The organism is Geobacter sp. AOG1 (assembly GCF_019972315.1).
Taxonomy (GTDB): Bacteria; Desulfobacterota; Desulfuromonadia; order Geobacterales; family Geobacteraceae; genus Geomobilimonas.
The window spans coordinates 2,956,603-2,975,716 of sequence record NZ_BLIZ01000001.1; the positions used below are offsets into that span (position 1 = coordinate 2,956,603).

Consider the following 19,114-nt stretch of genomic DNA (forward strand, 5'->3'; position numbering starts at 1 on the left):
TCCCGCTCGTTAGATTTCGCTCTTGTCAACTTCTGAAACAGTCGCCTTGTCGAGCAGGAATTCAACTACCCGATCTTCCTTAACCTGTGCCACGAGATTATCCATTGTCTGCTGGTTCTGTTTATAGAAGGCATCGATCCGCTCGAATGGCTGTCCGTTCTCTTCCGCGATCTTTTTCAGTCGCGCCTCCACATCAGCTTCACCGACGGTGATCTTCTCCTGGCCTGACAGCGCATCCAACAGCAGAGAACCTTTTACCTGCTGCTCGGCGACGCTCTTGAACTGGACTTTATAACTCTCGTCATCAAGCCCCATGACAGCCAGAGAGAGCTTCTGATTGGCCAGGCGCCGCTTGGTGCTTTCCAGCATCATGTCGAGTTGCCGCTCCACCATCGTCTCGGGCACTTCGATCTCGTTCTTCTCTATGAGCGCCTTTACAACCCGGTCGCGCAGGTCGGCATCGATCCTTTCCTTTTCGCGCAGATCGTGCATTTCCGTCAGCTTTGCCTTCAAATCTGCCAGCGTCTCGAACTCACCGAACTGCTTGGCAAATTCATCGTCAAGAGGAGGAAGTTCTTTAGCCTTGATTTCCTTAAGCTTGATGGCGAAGGTCACTTCCTTGCCAGCCAGGTCCTCGCTGCCATACTCCGCAGGAAAGGTCACCGTGATATCCTTTTCGGTATCTACTTCCATCCCCACCAGTTGTTCCTCGAACCCGGGGATGAAACGCCCCGAACCGAGTTCCAATACATGGTCCGTGGCTTCGCCGCCTGCAAAGGGAACACCAGCGAGAAATCCTTTGAAATCGATGGTGACGAAATCCCCCAAGGCAGCAGCTCTTCCCGTTACCGGCTCCAGTTGGGCCATCCCTTCGCGCATTTCTTCAAGACGCTTTTCAATGACCGCCTCATCCCTGACATATTTTTCCTTCTTCACTGAAAGACCGATGTAATCTTTCACTTCGATTTCAGGAAAGACTTCAACGGTGGCTGAATACTTAAAGTTCTCACCTTTCTTCAGCACGTCACTGTCAATCAAAGGATGTGCAACAGGAAAAATTTTGTGCTCTTTGAGGGTACTAAAATAAGTCTCGTTGACCAGATTCTTCAGAACATCGTCCGCCATTCTGTCGCTGTAGTGTTTCTCCAGTAGAGCCTGGGGCACTTTCCCTTTGCGGAAACCCTTGATGGCCACTTGTTTACGAATCTCGTCGTAGGCCTTTTCAATTTCAGCCGTCACACGGTCGGCAGGAATTTCAAAACTGATTTTCTTCTTCACTTTGCTAAGAGCTTCCACGTTGATCTGCATGTTTAAACCTCACTATTGTATTCGAAGTTGGATTTGGCCGGTTTACGAATCGGGCACTCAGCCCGCATGAAGTACTACAGAAGGGAACTGAATATGGTGCGAGAGAGGGGATTTGAACCCCTACACCTTGCGGTGCTGGATCCTAAGTCCAGTGCGTCTGCCAGTTCCGCCACTCTCGCCAGGACTGCAACATATACTAATAAGCCCCGCTTGCGCAGGGCCTGGTGTTTAAATGGGGTGGCTAGTGGGATTCGAACCCACGTATGAACGAGTCACAGTCGTTTGTGTTAACCGCTTCACCATAGCCACCATACTGGGTTTTGGCACGCCTGAGAGGATTCGAACCTCTGACCTACGGCTTAGAAGGCCGTTGCTCTATCCGGCTGAGCTACAGGCGCAGAGTTTTGGTCGGGGTGAGAGGATTCGAACCTCCGACCCCCTGCTCCCAAGGCAGGTGCGCTAGCCCGGCTGCGCTACACCCCGAGAAAAATGTGTTTATAGCATACCGACCAAAATCATGCAAGCATTTTTATCACCGCCGCACCTCCGGAAAAACTGGATGGAGGCCTACTCACGACCCGGCGTGTGCCTGCAGAAAATCTTTCAGCTCATTAAGTGCCCGCCCCCGGTGGCTAATGCGGTTTTTCAGTGCCAATGGCAATTCAGCTAGGGTGCGGCCGTACTCAGGAACAAGAAACAACGGATCGTAGCCGAACCCTCCTTCACCACGGGGGGCATCCAGAACAATCCCCGATAATTCACCCGCAAATGTCTGACACTCACCTTCAGGCAGACAGAGTGCAATCACACAATGAAAGGCTGCTCTGCGCGACTCCCTTGGCACGCCGGCAAGCTCTCGCAGCAGCTTCGCATTATTTGCACCGTCGTCGGCACCACTGCCGGCAAACCGGGCTGAATGCACTCCCGGTCGGCCGCCGAGAGCGTCCACCACCAGGCCCGAATCGTCGGCCAGAGCCGGTTTACCGGTTGCCAGAGCGGCATTACGTGCTTTTTTCATAGCGTTTTCCGCAAAGCTGATGCCATCTTCTTCAACTGGCGGCACTTCGGGGAAATCCACAAGGGAATAGACTCGCACCTCGATATCGCGGAGCAGCGCCTCGAATTCACGCAGCTTGCCACGGTTGCCCGTCGCAACAAGAAGCTCGTTCATCGGCCAAGAACCTCATTCTGGATCGCAAACAACTGCCTTATCCCTTTCTGAGCCAGAATACGCATGGCATCCATCTCGGCAACGGTGAACGGTGTCCCCTCCGCCGTACCCTGCACCTCGACGAACCGGTCGGAGGAGGTCATGACAATATTCATGTCCACCTCGGCGGACGAATCTTCCATATAATCCAGATCAAGAACGGGGATCCCCGCCACGATCCCTACACTCACTGCTGCCACCGCTTCCCTGAGGGGAAACTGGGATACGGCCCCCTTCCCCATCAGCCAATGCACAGCATCAACGAGTGCTACATAGGCACCGGTGATGGATGCGGTACGGGTTCCGCCATCAGCCTGAATGACATCACAGTCTATTAGAATGCTTCGTTCTCCCAGTAGTGTCAAATCTGTGACGGCTCGCAGAGATCGTCCTATTAAGCGCTGGATTTCGTGGGTGCGCCCGCCAATTTTCCCCTTTGCTGCCTCTCGCGACGAACGTGTGTGAGTAGCCCGGGGCAACATGGCATATTCGGCTGTAACCCATCCCCCTCCCTTTCCCCGCAGAAAAGAAGGAACGCTTTCCTCCACCGAAGCCGTGCAGATGACCCTTGTATCACCAAATTCCACAAGAACCGCACCTTCGGCATGTTTCAGAAACTGCCGTGTAATGCTTATTTCCCTGAGGCTTTCCGCCCCTCTTCCATCCCGTCGCATAATACTCCCCATGTCGCTAGTGTCTGGCATATATAGCCGGAATCCCCGTCACTTGTCAACCGCATCACGTGATTAGATGACGAACCGGCAGGGAAGCCACACCCAGCTCGGCAAGAAACCTCTTCGTCAGAAGTTCTTCCATTTCTTCGATAGCAGCCGGTGTTGGGAACGCGATTTCCACCTTGCCACCCGCCATCATGCCATGGCCTCCGGCGGCACCGAATCCGGCAACCAGCTGCCTGAGCACATCGCCGGCGTTCATATCGTACCGATTGCTGCGCATAGAGATAATCATCTCATTGTTGTACATCCCCATGGCCAAAACCATCTCTATATCCTCGAGTCGAAGCATAAAATCGGCCATTTCTGCTACCAGTTCGGGGAAGGCCACCGACCCGAGTCGGGAAACGAGTCCATTTCCGCAAATCAAGGTGCTTGTCAACGCAGCGCTGACCGTCGCGAAATACTCGATAGGTTGTTTCGGATGGGTAATCGTGTTGAGAAGACGTTTGTTCGTCAGGGGGAAAAGCCGATGGTACGCCTCCCGGTCCGGATGATTGGCCTCACGCCCAAGGTCCTGGGTTTCCGACTTTATGGCATAAAAGAGCGCCGTTGCAAGCTTCGTCCCTATGGGCACATCTTGAACTTGCAGATATTCATAGAGGATGGTGGCAGTTACCCCGTACTCCTCGCGCACATCAACCCAGCGACACTGCCTCGTTGCATCCCTGAGGGGATGGTGATCGATGACAATATCTACGCGGGTGCCGGACGGAAGGGAATTGTTCCCGGTTCCGGGTTGGGTGTCGAGCATGCAAATTACCTGAAATTCAGACAGATCGGTTATGCCGAGGGGAGTGAGGGGAATCTGGAGTTCCTTTGCCATGGCCAGGTTTTCACTCCGGCCTATCATTCCGGAAAAGGTAATCAATGCCTCCCTGTTCAGCTTCATGACGAACAGATGTCGCAATGCCATGGCTGATGCCAGACAATCGGGATCGGGATTGTCGTGGACGACGATAACTATTTTCCCTTTACCGCGTACCCACGCCAGCAGATTGTCGGTAAACAGCCTGGTGCCACTTCGTTCATCAGCGGTTGGCATAACCATCTCCCCGTTTCCGGTAATTTCATGCTAAGTGTACCCTATCCGCCCGACACGACAAGCAGGGACCGCCACCCTGCGCCGACCGCTCAGGCACAAAAAAAGAGGGGGAAGCCCGCTTCCCCCTCTTTCTCATTGTTATGTTCAGACCGATTACCCCAAGTAAAGGTTGTGATTCCTGGCCCTGTTAGCAAGTATGGTAGGATCCAGCACCTCGCCACAACAGGTGCATTTCCATGCATCGAACGACCTGACGAAATCATAGAATTTCTCGGCAAACATACGACCTTTACACTTGGGACAATTCATAATGGTCACCCCCACACTGGATAATTTACTCAATCGCAAGTACGGGTGGGTATTTCATCATATGTGCCAACGTGCACATGCTAAAAAAGATAGTGTGTGCACATTAGGTTCAATTGTCGATTTCTTCTTGGATTTCAAGCGATTATATATCCCTTAAAAATAACGTCTGAGTGCCTCGATCCGTTTCGAACCGATACCGGGGACCCTTTCCAGGCGGTCAATCGTGCAAAATTCGCCATTTTTATGACGATCGACAACAATGTCTCTTGCCAGACCGGGGCCTATCCCCGGTAGCGCCTCCCAATCCGCGCCATCCATCAGGTCGGGATTTAACGGAATTCCAAGCAGCATCTGCTCCCGTGCGCTCATCTTACTTAATGATATTTCAACATGTTGGTCCTTACCCGGAAGAACTGTTACGACATCGCCAGCTGTAATATCACGGGAACAGAGACACATACCATCCTGTTCAGTGAGCGATCCGGGCAGCGTCATATTTATGACGTCGGCAATTGAGACCCCTTCTGTAAATCGATATACTCCCGGCTTCGGTACACGTCCCGCAAGACGGATGGTAAGCCGGGCACTGGTCCGATGTATAAAGGCCACGGATTCCCCTTGCAGGGGAACACCGTGGCCTTTGTGCAGATACGATATGCAGAGGGTGGCTGCAAGCAGCCAGAGAACGAAACGTTCGCTCCGCCGTGTCACTTCTTGCCGGCCTCCCCCTCCTCGCCCCTGTGCAGTTTGTACTCGATGCTGTCGATGAGCGCCTGATAAGACGCATCGATGATATTGTCGGAAACGCCGACCGTTCCCCAGCGGCTCTCCTTGTCACCCGACTCGATGAGCACCCGGATGGCCGACGCGGTACCCTGGCCTGCAGGGAGTACGCGGACCTTGTAGTCAAGGAGCTTGACCTCCTTGAGCCGCGGATAGAACTTCTCCAGCGCCTTTCGAATTGCGTTGTCCAGCGCATTCACCGGCCCGTTCCCTTCGGCCGCGGTATGCTCCACCTTCCCCCCCACCTTGACCATGATTGTGGCTTCCGAAAGGGGTTTCTGGTCTTCATGGCGCTTCTCGTCGATGACCCGGAAGCCGATGACCGAGAAAAACTTGCGGTGGGTTCCGAGGGCACGTTTCATGAGCAGTTCGAAGGAGGCTTCCGCACCCTCGAACTGATACCCCCGGTTCTCCATATCTTTGATATTGTCGAGTATGTCGAGGGTAACGGGATCCTTGCTGTCCAGATTAATGTTGAACTCCTCAGCCTTGGCAAGGATGTTCGCACGTCCGGAGAGATCGGAGATAAGCACCCTCGTGGTATTCCCCACCAGTTCGGGACGCAGGTGCTCATAGGTTTCCGGGTGGCGCTGGATGGCACTGACGTGAACCCCACCCTTGTGGGCAAAAGCAGAGTTACCCACATAGGGCTGGTGCTTGTCAGGGGAAAGATTGGCGAGTTCGTAGACGAAGCGTGAAAGCTCGCGCAACTTGCGGAGCTGTTCAGTACTGACGCACTTTTTACCCATCTTCAGCGTAAGGGCAGGAATGATGGAACAGAGATTGGCGTTGCCGCACCGCTCGCCGAAACCGTTGATAGTCCCCTGCACGTGCACGATCCCCTGATCCACGGCGTGGAGAGAATTGGCGACAGCGCACTCGGAATCGTTGTGGGTATGGATGCCAAGGGGGGTCGTGATGTGCTTCCTCACATCCTTGATGATCTGGGCAAGTTCGAACGGCATGGTGCCGCCGTTGGTGTCGCAAAGGATGATACAGTCGACCTTAGCCTGCTCGGCAGCCTTGAGCGTCTTGATAGCATACTCCGGATTGGCCTTGTAGCCGTCGAAGAAATGCTCCGCATCGTAGAAGACTTCCGGTGCCCGGGACTTGAGGTATTCCAGGGAGTCGAAAATAAGTTCCAGGTTCTCTTCCAGCGGGATGCGTAGCGCCTCCCGCACGTGGAAATCCCAGGTCTTGCCGAAGATGGTGATGGCATCAGGTTCGGCCTGGATCAGGGTCCGGATGTTTTGGTCCTTATCCGGCGTTATCTTTGCTCGCCGAGTGGAACCGAAGGCCGCAATTTTCGCTTGGGAGAGCTTCTCCTTTTTAATCTCCTTGAAAAAGGCAATATCCTTGGGATTGCTCCCCGGCCATCCCCCTTCGATGTAGTTGATGCCCACCTCGTCCAGCTTGTGGGCGATGCGAATCTTGTCTTCCACCAGAAAGGAGATGTCTTCTCCCTGCGTTCCGTCCCGCAGCGTCGTATCGTACAATTTTACCAGGCTCATGCATTCACCTTTACCCGATGGATTTGAATCCTGCAACAAGAGGCACAGAGCACAACGTCGGTCAGTATTACCAACTCGAGTATCTCTGTGCCTCGCGTTTTGAGACTATTGAACAGAACAAGCGAGAAGGGTGTTACTCCCCTTTCACGTCCTTACCCGACATGCCGAATGCATCGTGGAGTACCCGTACCGCCAGTTCGGTGTACTTGGCATCGATCACCACCGATACCTTGATTTCGGACGTGGAGATCATCTGGATATTGATTCCCTCCTTGGCCAACGTCTGGAACATCTTGGTAGCCACGCCGGCATGACTCCGCATCCCGACCCCCACGATGGAAATCTTGGAGATGTTCTCATCGGTCACCACATCCTTGGCCGCTATATCCTTTGCGGTCTCCTTGGTAATGGCAAGCGCCTTCTTGAAGTCGGCCTTCGTGACGGTGAAGGTGAAATCGGTGTGCCCGGATTCACTCACGTTCTGCACGATCATGTCGACGGAGATATTGGCGTCGGAAAGGGGGGAGAGAATCTTGGCAGCGATCCCCGGCTTGTCGGGAACGTTCATCACCGCAATCTTGGTTTCGTTCTTATCATAGGCAATGCCTGATACGAGTACTGCTTCCATTTCCTTATCCTCCTTGGTAACCATGGTACCCTGATTATCATTGAAGCTGGAGCGGACGTGCACGTCCACATTGTATTTCTTGGCGAATTCCACCGAACGGATCTGGAGGACCTTCGCCCCCAGGCTGGCCAGTTCCAGCATCTCGTCATAGGAAACCTTTTCGACCTTGCGGGCATCGGTGCAGATGTTGGGATCAGTGGTGTAAACTCCATCCACGTCTGTATAAATTTCACAGACATCCGCCTTGAGGGCAGCCGCCAGGGCAACCGCCGACGTGTCCGAACCGCCCCGCCCGAGAGTGGTGACATTCCCTTCCCGGTCTATTCCCTGGAACCCGGCGACGACAACGATGGTGCCGTCCTTGAGGTCCGCGCGCATATTGGTGTCGGGAATCTCTTCGATACGCGCCTTGCTGAAGGCACTGTCAGTAATGACCGGCACCTGCCAGCCGTGATAGGATTTGGCCTTGTACCCCATGGATTTTAAGCAGATGGAGAGAAGCGCGATGGAAACCTGTTCGCCCGATGCCACCAGGACATCATATTCGCGATTATCGGGGAACTCGCAGATGTCATTGGCCAGGGCTACCAGTTTATTGGTTTCGCCGGACATGGCCGACACAACGATCACCATATCGTTACCGGCATCGTAGGTTTTGGCGACCCTCTTGGCCACGTTGCGGATCCGTTCGATCGACCCCATCGACGTGCCGCCGTATTTTTGAACCACCAGAGCCATCAGAGCTATCCTCCTTTGATTAAAACCTTGTCTCACCCAATCAAGACACAGGGTAAGCGGTTGAATTGTTTTTATTAGCAGGAATCCTGCAACGGGTCAAAACATTTTTTCCGGTTATGGGGGAAAAGCTCCCTCATGAGCTCCTCATAGCGCTTACCATGGGGTTCGAAGAGCAGGTGTCTGCTCCCGTTTTCTCCATGGCTGAACGTTATGGTCAGACGTTCGCCGGGCATCTCACCCTGCAACCGCTCCGCCCACTCCACCAGGCTGGCGCCGTTACCATAAAAATACTCTTCAAAACCGAGTTCCAGAATGTCACCCTCGCCGGCAAGCCGGTACAGGTCGAAATGATAGAGAGGAATACGTCCCTGATATATATTGAGGAGGGTAAACGTCGGGCTGGTGATGGGGATTGCCGCATCCACCCCCATGCCGACTGCCACACCCTTGGCAAACTCGGTTTTGCCTGTTCCGAGATCACCCGTCAGCGCCACGAAATCACCCGGTCCGAGAAGCGAACCGACCCGCTGCCCCAAGGATCCGGTTTCCATTGCACTGCCGGTGACTACCTCCAGCACGGTCATCCCTGGCCGGTCATGGTACGGATAAGATCGATGCGAGCCACCATGCCGACCACCTTTTTCCCCTCCACCACCGGCAGGGCGTGAAGCTTCCGGCTGCTCATGAGATCGGCAACGGTACTCAAGGTGGTTACCGGCGTCACCGTCTCGACTTCCGCGCGGTATATGTCCCCAACGGTCTGGCCGGTCATTTTCTGCAACTCCCGCTCGAATTTTTTCTCGCTTTCCAGGTAGATAACCCAATCGAACAGAGAAATGACCGTTGGGATATGGAGGTTCTTGTCCTGCTCGATCAGATCGCTCTCGGTGACAACACCGAGGAGATCTCCGGCAGCATCGACCACCGGTGCGCTGCTGATCCGGTGCCGGGCAAACAGTCCGGCCAGCTCACGGATAGACATGTCTTTCGTTACAGTGATCACTTCTTTGGTCATTACATCGGCAACGGTCAGCATAGTATTCTCCATTTCATGTCGTCAATTGTCTACAGGCATAGGGAAGCCGCTCCTGAACATCCACGGCAGCCATTCCAATCTCTCCCATCTCCGCCGCCACCATGTCGGCCGCATGGCCATGGATGAATACCCCGATACGGCAAGCGGTAAACGGGTCGTACCCCTGGGCGAGAAGGGCCACCAGAATGCCGGTAAGGACGTCCCCCATCCCCCCCGACGCCATGCCGGGGTTGCCGCTGCCGTTGATGGCCATCCGCCCGTCGGGGGCGGCAATGATGGTACGCGCCCCTTTGAGGATTACATATACTGCGAAGTGTTGGGCAAACTCGCGGGCGGCAGTTATCCGGTCGCTCTCTACATCGGCAACCGAACAGCCGGCCAGACGCGCCATCTCTCCCGGATGGGGGGTAAGTATAACGGCTGGCGATTTCTTGCGGAGCAGCACCGCCGACTCCCCGGCGACAGCGTTCAGCCCATCGGCATCGAGCACCAGGGGCAGGGAAATGTCCGAAACCAGCCGACGAACCAGCTGGACGGTCTCGGGATGGAGGGCAAGACCTGGTCCCACGGCCACCGCACTCTTTCCCTCCAGGGCATTATCGATGAACGCCTGATCCGCATCGCCGAGATAACCAAGATCGCCGTCGGGAAGGTGGAGCGTCATGGCTTCGGTAGTTTTGACCTCCAGGATGGGACCGAGACTGGCAGGAACTGCCAGGGTAACGAGGCCGGCACCGCTTCGCACTGCACTGTTGGCCGCCATGGCTGCCGCCCCCGTCTTGCCGGTGGAGCCGGCGACGATGAAGCAATGGCCGAAGCTCCCCTTGTGGTCAGTAGGCCCGCGCTTGCGCAACAACGGCCGGACCGCATCGGCATCAAGGTATTCGAGCCCCGGAGCGGCATCGGTCACCACTGCGGGAATACCGATATCCACTACCTTCAGGTGGCCGGTGAACTCCGCCCCCGGATAACAGACATGCCCGCACTTGGCCAGGGCAAAGGTCACCGTGAGGTCGGCACGCACCGCTGTTCCCAAGACCTTCCCGGTGGCCGCGTCGATCCCCGAGGGGACGTCCACCGCCACCACCGGCCGACCGGCATCGTTCATCAGGGAAATCGCCTCGGCATACACCCCCCTCACCTCACTACTGAGGCCGGTACCGAGCAGGGCATCGACGATGACGTCCGCCTCCCGCAGCGATGTAACGTAATGTCCGAGCATGCCGGGCTCAGGACAGAAGGCAATCGCGCCCTCCCCCAGACGTTCCAGATTGGGACGGGCGTCGCCGCCGATATTCTCTTTGCGAGCGATGACGAAGGTAGCTACCTGCCACCCCTGTTCGTGCAGGAGGCGGGCGATGACAAAGCCATCGCCGCCGTTGTTCCCTTTGCCTGCCACCACAACGGCACGTCTTCCGCTTTGACCGCCATACATCTCCGTGATTGACGCAACACAGCCGATCCCCGCGTTCTCCATCAGGAGGAGTCCAGGCACCCCGAACTCCTCAATGGTGCGCCGGTCGATCTCCTGCATGGTTATCCCGGTGACGACCTTCATTCTCCCTCCAGGATGACGGATGCGGCAGCAACGTCGCCGTCGTGGGACAGAGACAGGAAATGACGCCGCAACCCATGGCCCGCGAACAGTTCACGGGCACGACCATAGAGCCTCAGTTCGGGCTTGCCAAGGGGGTCGTTAACGACCTCAACGTCATGCCAGCTTATGCCGTCACGGAGTCCCGTGCCGAGAGCCTTCAAAAAAGCCTCCTTGGCGGCGAAGCGCAAGGCGTAGTGCTGGGCGCAACGTTTGCGAGCAGCACAGTACTCACGTTCGTGGAGGGTAAAAAGCCGCTCCAGCAGCAAGACGTTGTTCTCCGCCACAAAGCGCTCGAAGCGGCTGATAGCCACGATATCGATACCGGTTCCGAAGATCATGTCGTCCCGTCAGGCATATTTTACCAGATCCACCATTTCCCGCACTGCCCGGTCGAGTCCGACCAGCACCGCCCGGGAAATGATTGAGTGACCGATGTTGAATTCCTCGATCCCGCCAAGTGCTGCCACCATCTTGATATTGTTGTAGTTGAGACCGTGTCCCGCATTGACGCCGAGCCCGAGTTTTGCAGCGAGCTTGACCGCATTTTCTATCTTGCGCAGCTCAGCCTCCTGGTTGCGGAACCCCCGCGCCTCGGCAAAGGCCCCGGTGTGGATCTCGATGTAATCGGCTCCTATCTTGCTGGCCGTCTTGACCTGATCAGGATCGGGATCGATGAAGAGGCTGACGAACATCCCCCCTTCCTGAAGCTTCTCGACCACATCGGCCAGGCTCTCCTGATGAATGCGAACGTCCAGCCCCCCTTCCGTGGTCAGTTCCTGGCGCTTTTCCGGCACGAGGGTACACATCTCGGGTTTCTGGGTACAGGCTATAGCCACCATTTCAGCGGTTGCGGCCATCTCCAGGTTAAGCCTGGTCCTGACGGTCTGCCGCAGGATTTTCAGGTCCCGGTCCTGAATATGACGGCGGTCCTCCCGCAGATGGATCGTGATACCATCGGCGCCGGCCAGTTCGGCGATGGCGGCTGCAGCAACCGGATCGGGTTCCATCCCCCCCCGCGCCTGGCGGATAGTCGCCACGTGGTCGATATTGACCCCCAGCTTGGCCATGCTCACTTACCTCCGATCTTACTTTCCACCAGATCCGCAATCTCCTTGGCCCAGGTGGTAATCTGGTACTTGTCCTGCCCCTCCAGCATGATCCGGAGCAGCGGTTCCGTCCCCGAATAGCGTATCAGTACTCGCCCCTCGTCCTTTACCTTCGCTTCGATCCCCCGGATTTTCAAGGCAACTTCGGGTATGGTCATGATATCTGCTTTTTCCCGAACCCTGACGTTCACCAGCACCTGCGGCAGGGGAATCATCACCTCCGCCAGCTCAGCCAGGGTTTTACCGGTCCGGCGCATGATCGCCAGCACCTGCAGGGCGGAGAGGACACCGTCGCCGGTCGTGTTGTGGTCGAGGAATATCATGTGCCCCGACTGCTCACCCCCCAGATTATATCCACCCTTCCGCATCTCCTCCACCACGTAACGGTCTCCAACGGCGGTCTTGATGATCTTCCCCCCCGCCTTTTTGACGGCGATATCGAGCCCCATGTTGCTCATCACCGTAGCGACCAAGGTGTTCTTCCGCAGTTTCTTCTGCTTGATCATATGTGTGGCGCAGATGGCCATGATGTGATCACCGTCCACCTCGTTACCGAACTCGTCCACAAAGATCACCCGGTCGGCATCACCGTCCAGGGCAATCCCCAAATCGGCCCGGTGTTCCTTGACCGCCTCGCTGATAACCTCCGGATGGAGGGAACCGCAGCCGGCATTGATATTGGTGCCGTTCGGCCTCACGCCGATGGGGATCACTTCGGCCCCCAACTCCTCGAAAACCGCTGGTGCAACCTTGTACGCAGCGCCGTTGGCACAATCGAGGACGATCTTCAACCCGGTCAAATCCAGTTCTTTGGGAAAGGTGTTTTTGAGAAAGACCACATAGCGGCCCGCTGCATCATCAATACGGTATGCCTTGCCGACCTCGGTGGCAGTGGGGCGAAGAGAATCGATCTTTTTGGAAAAGATGAGATCCTCTATCTTCAGTTCCATTTCGTCGGGAAGCTTGAAGCCGTCGCGGGAAAAAAACTTGATGCCGTTGTCCTGAAATGCATTGTGGGACGCGGAAATGACAACCCCCGCATCGGCACGCATGGAGGAGGTGATGTTGGCGATGCCGGGCGTAGGGAGCGGACCGACAATCAGTACATCCACCCCCATGGAGCAGATACCCGCCACCAGGGCATTTTCAAGCATGTACCCGGAGAGGCGAGTGTCCTTGCCAATGACGATCCGGTGCCGCTGACGACCGTTCTTGAAAATATAGGCCGCAGCCCGACCGATCTGCATGGCCATCTCGCTGGTCATGGGGTAGACGTTCGCCACGCCGCGCACGCCGTCGGTTCCGAAAAGTTTCTTCATACTGCACTCCTGTTCCGGACATGCCGGATTGATATCGGGGTTCTGCATGCTGGCGGTACCCGCACCTACCTGTCCCCACGGGCCGAAGGCGCCCCCCCTCCTTCGTCTCTTACCAGACGAAGTTCAACCGTCGAAGGATAGACACGGGTAACCCGCACGCTCGTCGGTAGCTGTAACCTCGTATCCAGCGCGGTAAAGGCAACAACCCCTTCCCGCACCCCGTCCAGGTTGAGGGTAATCGTCAAGCGATTTGCCGCTGCTAATTTTACCAAGAGAAAGCGGGGCCCGGCAAGCCGAAGTTCCACCCGCTCCGTCGGCTTACCCACCACGACCAGTCCGGCAGGGAGATTCATCGTCTCGACCCGGGCGATGAAAGCACGCTCCGTTTCCCCACCGCCAGTCACGTAGGACCAGAGGAAAAACGCCAGGATCAGTGACATGATCCTGAGCCCCAGATTTTCTTGCAGCCAGACGGGGACCTTCATGTGAGCCACCGTGTTTCAAGAAGCCGGTTCAGCACCTTGCGCAGGGTCTCGCTCTCCAGGTCGCGGGTAATCTTTCCGCCAACTGCCACCGAAATCCTGCCGGTTTCCTCGGAAACCACAATCACCACCGCATCGGCAATCTCGGTGAGCCCGATGGCAGCCCGGTGCCTAGTTCCGAGAGCCTTGTTCACGTCGGGATTCTGGGTCAGAGGGAGGAAGCAGCCGGCCCGCGTGAGCTTTCCATGCTGAATGATGACGGCTCCGTCGTGAATCGGCGAATAGGGGAGAAAAATGGAAGAGATGATTTCACTCGTCACCTTGGCATCGATCTCCGTTCCGACCGCCATGTAGGTATCGAGGGACATTCCCCGCTCGACAACCATCAGGGCACCGATCTTCTTGCCGGCCAGACCTTCAGCTGCCATGACCAGTTCCTCGATCAGCGCGGCTGTCGCTTCGCTGTCCCGTTCCTTGCCATACCGGCTACGGCTCAGGGCAACAAGGGCTCGACGGATGTCGTGCTGAAAAATGATGACGAGGACAAGAACGATAGAACCGAGGAGATTGTCGAGGAGCCAGTTGACGGTCTGAAAACCGGTCAGTCGAAACAGGCCATGGCAGGCTAGCAGCACGATCAGGCCGAACATCACCCATGCCGCCATCGAACCCTTTACCAGGAGCATCAGACGGTAGATGACAAAGGCCAGCAGCAGGATGTCCAGCAGGTCGACAAGCCATTGCCAGTTGTGAAGAGAAGAGAGCATCGCTGTCACCTGACCGGATAAGGGGGCCTACCAGGGTAGGCGGGTGATATGCATGGGCTGCCACGTACTCGACGTCACCTGATTCCCTGCGTGATGGCCCAACTCATATCCACTACATCACGCATCTCCCTGACGTCATGAACCCGGAAAATAGAAGCGCCACCGGCCAGCGCCAGGGCCACCGTTGCGGCCGTTCCGAAAACACGGTCACTCACATTCCGATCCAGCACCTTGCCTATGAACGCCTTGCGTGAAGTCCCGACCAGAATCGGCCGGCCAAGGGAGGAAAATTCATCCAGACGGCGGAGGATCTCCAGGTTACCCCTGCAATCCTTGCCGAAACCGATGCCGGGATCGACGACAATCCGTTCGGAGGCAATACCAGACTGACTGGCCTTCCGGATTGCCTCCGCCAAGAACGTCTTTACCTCGCCGACAAGATCAGCGTAACAGGTGTCCTTCTGCATCTCCACGGGAGTCCCCCGGGTGTGCTGGAGCACAACCCCCGCGCCGGCAGCAGCGATAACCTCTGCCATCCGGGGATCGAAAGTCATGGCGCTGATGTCGTTGATAATCTCTGCACCGGCAGCCAGAGCAGCTTCAGCCACCACGGCCTTGGTAGTATCAATGGACAGGGGCACCCGCAAACGACCGGCAAGACGTTCCACGACCGGGACTACCCGCCCCAACTCCTCTTCCGTGGAGACCGGCAGCGCATCGGGGCGGGTGCTTTCGCCACCGATGTCGATGATGTCCGCACCATCCGCTTCCATCGCCAATGCACGTTCAACGGCCTTCTCCTGGGAAAAGAATCTGTTTCCGTCGGAGAAGGAATCAGGGGTGACATTGAGTATCCCCATGATACAGGGACGCACTGCCAGATCGATGGTGCGCCGGCCAATCGTCCAACGCAACGACTGCGGGGAATGGCCACGACAACCGGTCAGGATGGGGCGACCTCACCTTGCTGGCCGGCAGCTGCACCCTTGATGATGGTGTCCACTTCGTCCCCCGTGAGATTTTCCTTCTCAATGAGTTCCTTGGAAAGCAGGTGAAGTACGTCGACGTTGGCGCTGAGCAGTCGGATGACACGACTGTAATTCTGCTCCACGATCCGCCGGATCTCGCCGTCGATCTCCACCGCCGTGGCCTCGCTGAAATTCTTCTGGGTAGCCATCTCCCGGCCGAGGAAAATCTGCTCGTCCTTCTTGCCGAAGGTCACGGGGCCGAGTTTTTCGCTCATCCCCCACTCACAGACCATCTTCCGGGCAATTTCGGTGGCCCGTTCGATGTCGTTGCCGGCGCCGGTGGTCATGCTATTGAAGATGATCTCCTCGGCAGCCCGGCCACCCATGAGAACGGCGATCCGGTCGAGGAGCGACTCCTTGGTGTAACTGTGCTTGTCCTCGATGGGAAGCTGCATGGTAACACCGAGCGCTCGACCACGGGGGATGATGGAAACCTTGTGCACCGGATCGGTGCCGGGAATCAGCTTGGCCACCAGGGTATGCCCCGCCTCGTGATAGGCGGTGTTCTTCTTCTCCTCGTCGGAGATCACCATACTGCGTCGTTCAACCCCCATGAGAACCTTGTCCTTGGCGTCATCGAAGTCGATCATCTCCACAACATTCTTGTTCTTCCTGGCGGCAAGAAGTGCCGCCTCGTTCACCACGTTGGAAAGATCGGCACCGGAGAAGCCGGGAGTACCGCGGGCGATGACTCCCAGATCGACCTCGGGAGAGAGGGGTACCTTCTTGGCATGCACCTTGAGGATCATTTCGCGACCCTTCACGTCGGGACGGGGAACCACCACCTGGCGGTCGAAACGGCCGGGACGGAGCAGCGCCGGGTCGAGGACGTCGGGACGGTTGGTGGCGGCAATCAGAATGACCCCCTCGTTGGACTCGAAGCCGTCCATCTCCACGAGAAGCTGATTGAGGGTCTGCTCCCGCTCGTCGTGGCCACCGCCGAGACCGGCACCGCGGTGACGTCCGACGGCATCGATCTCGTCGATGAAGATGATGCACGGAGCACTCTTTTTCCCTTGGACGAAAAGATCACGGACCCGGCTCGCACCGACTCCAACGAACATCTCCACGAAATCCGAACCGGAGATGGAGAAGAACGGCACCCCCGCCTCACCGGCGATGGCACGGGCAAGAAGGGTCTTACCGGTACCCGGGGGGCCCATGAGAAGCACACCTTTGGGGATACGACCCCCCAGCTTGGTGAATTTCTTCGGGTCCTTGAGGAAGGAAATGATCTCTTCCAGTTCCTCCTTCGCCTCTTCGATCCCAGCCACGTCCTCGAAGGTGATCTTTCCCTGAGCCTCGGTCAGGAGCTTTGCCCGGCTCTTGCCGAATGACATGGCCTTGCCGCCACCCACCTGCATCTGGCGCATGAAGAAAATCCATATCCCCACAAGGAAGAGAAGCGGGAACCAGGAGATGAAGATGGAGAACCAGGAGAATTTTTCCTCCTCCGGCTTGGCATTGATGGCAACCTTCTTCTCCAGAAGCGTTTCGGAGAGCATGGCATCGGAAGGCTTGTAGGTGCGGAAATCCTTGCCGTCCGTAAACTTGCCGTACACCTCGTTACCCTGGATGGTAACCGCATTGATCTTGCCCGAATCAACCGCCGCGATGAAATCGCTGAAGGCGAGCTTTTCCTGGGTCGGTTTCGGTTTGTTGAAGAGGTTGAAGAGAAGTATCATCATGAGACTGATGACGAGCCAGAGAGCAAGGTTTTTATAAAACTGGTTCAAGGGGCCTCCTCGGGGAATCGGGTGAACTGCGGCGTCATGGCCGACAGCATGGGTATGGTCTGCAATGGCTTTTTACAACGCGTTTTAACGCTGAAAAGTACCATAAGAGCCCTTGTTTTACAAGCTCTTTAAGGCATAAGACCGAGAATTTCGACTTTCAGAACATCCGCCGTAGACGGCGTCAGACAGGCTTCAGCGGCAGGTCTCACCCCTGCAACCCAGACCAACCGGGACATGCTGAAAACAAGAGGTACACGCCACCGCCTGTCACGGGGGATTTTGCAGTCGATGAAAAGCTCCTTTACCTTCTTGTGTCCCGCCATACCAAGGGGAGCGAACCGGTCCCCCGGGCGAAAGTTGCGCACATGCAAAGGGAAAGGGACCCGTTCCGCATCCAGATAGACAACTGTCGGTTTGATTTCACGCAGGTTGGTGGGTACTTCCCCATGCTCCACAACCAGCACCGTACCGCCGGGAAGGTTATAGCTCCCCGCCCCTTCCACCACGACCTCCCACTCTCTGGACAGTTCTTCACGCCCTCCGATGGTAAAGATGAGCTGCCCGTATCCCCTTTTCACCCGGGTGCCATCCGGCAGGTCAAGGCTCGCACCCGTGCCGGCATCATGCAAGAGGCGGTCAATGGCGTGAAGATGAACGAAGCCGATTCGGGCCAGGTTCCCCTTGACCAGGCGGAGTGCATGCCGGTAGAGGCGAAGCCTCAAGCCGCGAGGCTCGGCAGACACTCCTTCCATGTTCAAGATGGACTCTCCATTTTCAAAGACGCCATAACGGGTGAACGCAGCGGCAACGACCTGCTCCATCAATTCCTCGTCCGCCGCCAGCATTTCGGCGGTCGTCGCCAGTTGTGAGGCGATTCTCCCGTTATAGCCGGCAAGGAATGGCAGTAGTTCATGACGCACACGGTTGCGCAGAAAGCTCGTATCGCTGTTGCTGCTGTCCGTACGGCAGGAAAGATTGCGTCCTGCCAGATATTCCTCAATTTCACGGCGACTTACCCGCAGGAGAGGCCGCACATACCTTCCATCAGCCGAACGGGGACGCATGGCAGCCAAACCGCTTCCTCCCGCTCCACGCAGCAGGCGCAGCAGTACCGTTTCGGCCTGGTCATCGGCATGGTGGGCGAGGGCCACACACCGGGCGCCATGGGTTGCGGCAATCTCGTCGAAAAAACGATAGCGCGCCACTCTTCCCGCCTCTTCCAGGGAAAGCCTCTGCCGACGAGCGAGTTTTCGCACATCCACTCGGCGGGCTTCTACGGGAAGCTTGTAGCTATCCGCCAGTCTGACAACGAACTCCTCATCACCATCGGACTCCGAACCCCGAAGCTGGTGATTGAGATGGGCTACCACAAGATAAAGCCCAAGCTCCTGCAGGTTAACGAGGAGATCGAGCAGCGCCACGGAATCGGCCCCACCCGACACAGCCACCACGACCCGCTCCCCTTCCGCGAATAACCCGTATTCTCTTACTGTGTCCAAAACCTGACGCTGCACACGTAGCTCCCGATGGTAATCCTTGTATGTCGCTATACTAGCAAATTGCGGGCATAAAAAAACCCCTCTTTCGTAAAGAGGGGCTGTAAAAATGGTGGCGGTGCAGGGACTTGAACCCCGGACACTACGGATATGAGCCGTATGCTCTAACCAGCTGAGCTACACCGCCAAGCTCGTGTATAAAAAACCTCCCTGGGATGGCCAAAGAGGTCGGTATGTAGGTGCGGAAGGAAGATGCAACGAAATTAAAACCTCAGGAAACA

18 protein-coding genes and 5 tRNA genes are annotated in these 19,114 nt (G+C 56.5%); all 23 read right to left on the reverse strand.

What is annotated here, in order from left to right; genetic code table 11:
• Positions 1 to 9: 9 nt before the first annotated feature.
• Positions 10 to 1,308: a trigger factor gene (gene tig / locus LDN04_RS13435; protein WP_223911526.1), complete on the reverse strand. Its 1,299-nt coding sequence runs from the start codon at positions 1,306 to 1,308 to the stop codon at positions 10 to 12.
• A gap of 94 nt (positions 1,309 to 1,402) precedes the next feature.
• Positions 1,403 to 1,487 (reverse strand) — tRNA-Leu (locus LDN04_RS13440).
• 54 nt (positions 1,488 to 1,541) lie between these two features.
• A tRNA-His gene (locus LDN04_RS13445) sits at positions 1,542 to 1,617 on the reverse strand.
• Between the two features lie 12 nt (positions 1,618 to 1,629).
• A tRNA-Arg gene (locus LDN04_RS13450) sits at positions 1,630 to 1,706 on the reverse strand.
• Between the two features lie 7 nt (positions 1,707 to 1,713).
• Positions 1,714 to 1,791, reverse strand: a tRNA-Pro gene (locus LDN04_RS13455).
• 88 nt (positions 1,792 to 1,879) lie between these two features.
• Entirely contained in the window at positions 1,880 to 2,479 is a 600-nt protein-coding gene (locus tag LDN04_RS13460) for an XTP/dITP diphosphatase (protein WP_223911528.1), read from the reverse strand.
• Entirely contained in the window at positions 2,476 to 3,192 is a 717-nt protein-coding gene (rph, locus tag LDN04_RS13465) for a ribonuclease PH (RefSeq protein WP_223913396.1), read from the reverse strand. The genes LDN04_RS13460 and rph overlap by 4 nt, the downstream gene beginning before the upstream one ends.
• 64 nt (positions 3,193 to 3,256) lie before the next feature.
• Positions 3,257 to 4,297 (reverse strand): bifunctional oligoribonuclease/PAP phosphatase NrnA, encoded by a 1,041-nt coding sequence (locus LDN04_RS13470; protein WP_223911531.1) that lies wholly within the window; start codon positions 4,295 to 4,297, stop codon positions 3,257 to 3,259.
• 462 nt (positions 4,298 to 4,759) lie between these two features.
• Positions 4,760 to 5,101, reverse strand: a complete 342-nt coding sequence (locus LDN04_RS13475; RefSeq protein WP_223911534.1) for a helix-hairpin-helix domain-containing protein — start codon at positions 5,099 to 5,101, stop codon at positions 4,760 to 4,762.
• Between the two features lie 212 nt (positions 5,102 to 5,313).
• A complete protein-coding gene (gene cimA / locus LDN04_RS13480; RefSeq protein ID WP_223911537.1) occupies positions 5,314 to 6,900 on the reverse strand; it encodes a citramalate synthase in 1,587 nt (528 codons plus the stop codon).
• Positions 6,901 to 7,033: 133 nt separating this feature from the next.
• Entirely contained in the window at positions 7,034 to 8,266 is a 1,233-nt protein-coding gene (locus LDN04_RS13485) for an aspartate kinase (RefSeq protein WP_223911540.1), read from the reverse strand.
• A 74-nt stretch (positions 8,267 to 8,340) separates the two neighbouring features.
• On the reverse strand, positions 8,341 to 8,850 hold the full coding sequence (tsaE, locus tag LDN04_RS13490; RefSeq protein ID WP_308464666.1) for a tRNA (adenosine(37)-N6)-threonylcarbamoyltransferase complex ATPase subunit type 1 TsaE: 510 nt from the start codon (positions 8,848 to 8,850) through the stop codon (positions 8,341 to 8,343).
• Positions 8,847 to 9,302, reverse strand: coding sequence for a CBS domain-containing protein (locus LDN04_RS13495; protein WP_223911555.1), 456 nt, complete (start codon positions 9,300 to 9,302; stop codon positions 8,847 to 8,849). Before LDN04_RS13495 ends, tsaE begins: the two co-directional genes overlap by 4 nt.
• A 13-nt stretch (positions 9,303 to 9,315) precedes the next feature.
• Positions 9,316 to 10,860 carry an NAD(P)H-hydrate dehydratase gene (locus LDN04_RS13500; protein ID WP_223911558.1) on the reverse strand — a complete coding sequence of 515 codons (1,545 nt, stop codon included), beginning with the start codon at positions 10,858 to 10,860 and terminating at the stop codon, positions 9,316 to 9,318.
• Entirely contained in the window at positions 10,857 to 11,237 is a 381-nt protein-coding gene (locus tag LDN04_RS13505) for a holo-[acyl-carrier-protein] synthase (RefSeq protein ID WP_223911560.1), read from the reverse strand. The genes LDN04_RS13500 and LDN04_RS13505 overlap by 4 nt, the downstream gene beginning before the upstream one ends.
• Positions 11,238 to 11,246: 9 nt before the next feature.
• Entirely contained in the window at positions 11,247 to 11,966 is a 720-nt protein-coding gene (locus tag LDN04_RS13510; RefSeq protein WP_223911563.1) for a pyridoxine 5'-phosphate synthase, read from the reverse strand.
• Positions 11,967 to 11,968: 2 nt separating this feature from the next.
• A complete protein-coding gene (gene glmM / locus LDN04_RS13515) occupies positions 11,969 to 13,324 on the reverse strand; it encodes a phosphoglucosamine mutase (RefSeq protein ID WP_223911566.1) in 1,356 nt (451 codons plus the stop codon).
• Positions 13,325 to 13,389: 65 nt separating this feature from the next.
• Positions 13,390 to 13,809, reverse strand: coding sequence for a YbbR-like domain-containing protein (locus LDN04_RS13520; RefSeq protein WP_223911570.1), 420 nt, complete (start codon positions 13,807 to 13,809; stop codon positions 13,390 to 13,392).
• On the reverse strand, positions 13,806 to 14,573 hold the full coding sequence (gene cdaA / locus LDN04_RS13525) for a diadenylate cyclase CdaA (protein WP_223911573.1): 768 nt from the start codon (positions 14,571 to 14,573) through the stop codon (positions 13,806 to 13,808). Before cdaA ends, LDN04_RS13520 begins: the two co-directional genes overlap by 4 nt.
• 74 nt (positions 14,574 to 14,647) lie before the next feature.
• A complete protein-coding gene (gene folP / locus LDN04_RS13530; protein WP_223913397.1) occupies positions 14,648 to 15,433 on the reverse strand; it encodes a dihydropteroate synthase in 786 nt (261 codons plus the stop codon).
• Positions 15,434 to 15,516: 83 nt separating this feature from the next.
• A complete protein-coding gene (gene ftsH / locus LDN04_RS13535; RefSeq protein ID WP_223911576.1) occupies positions 15,517 to 17,337 on the reverse strand; it encodes an ATP-dependent zinc metalloprotease FtsH in 1,821 nt (606 codons plus the stop codon).
• Between the two features lie 128 nt (positions 17,338 to 17,465).
• On the reverse strand, positions 17,466 to 18,836 hold the full coding sequence (gene tilS, locus LDN04_RS13540) for a tRNA lysidine(34) synthetase TilS (RefSeq protein ID WP_223911579.1): 1,371 nt from the start codon (positions 18,834 to 18,836) through the stop codon (positions 17,466 to 17,468).
• A 107-nt stretch (positions 18,837 to 18,943) separates the two neighbouring features.
• Positions 18,944 to 19,020 (reverse strand) — tRNA-Met (locus LDN04_RS13545).
• Positions 19,021 to 19,114: the final 94 nt, after the last annotated feature.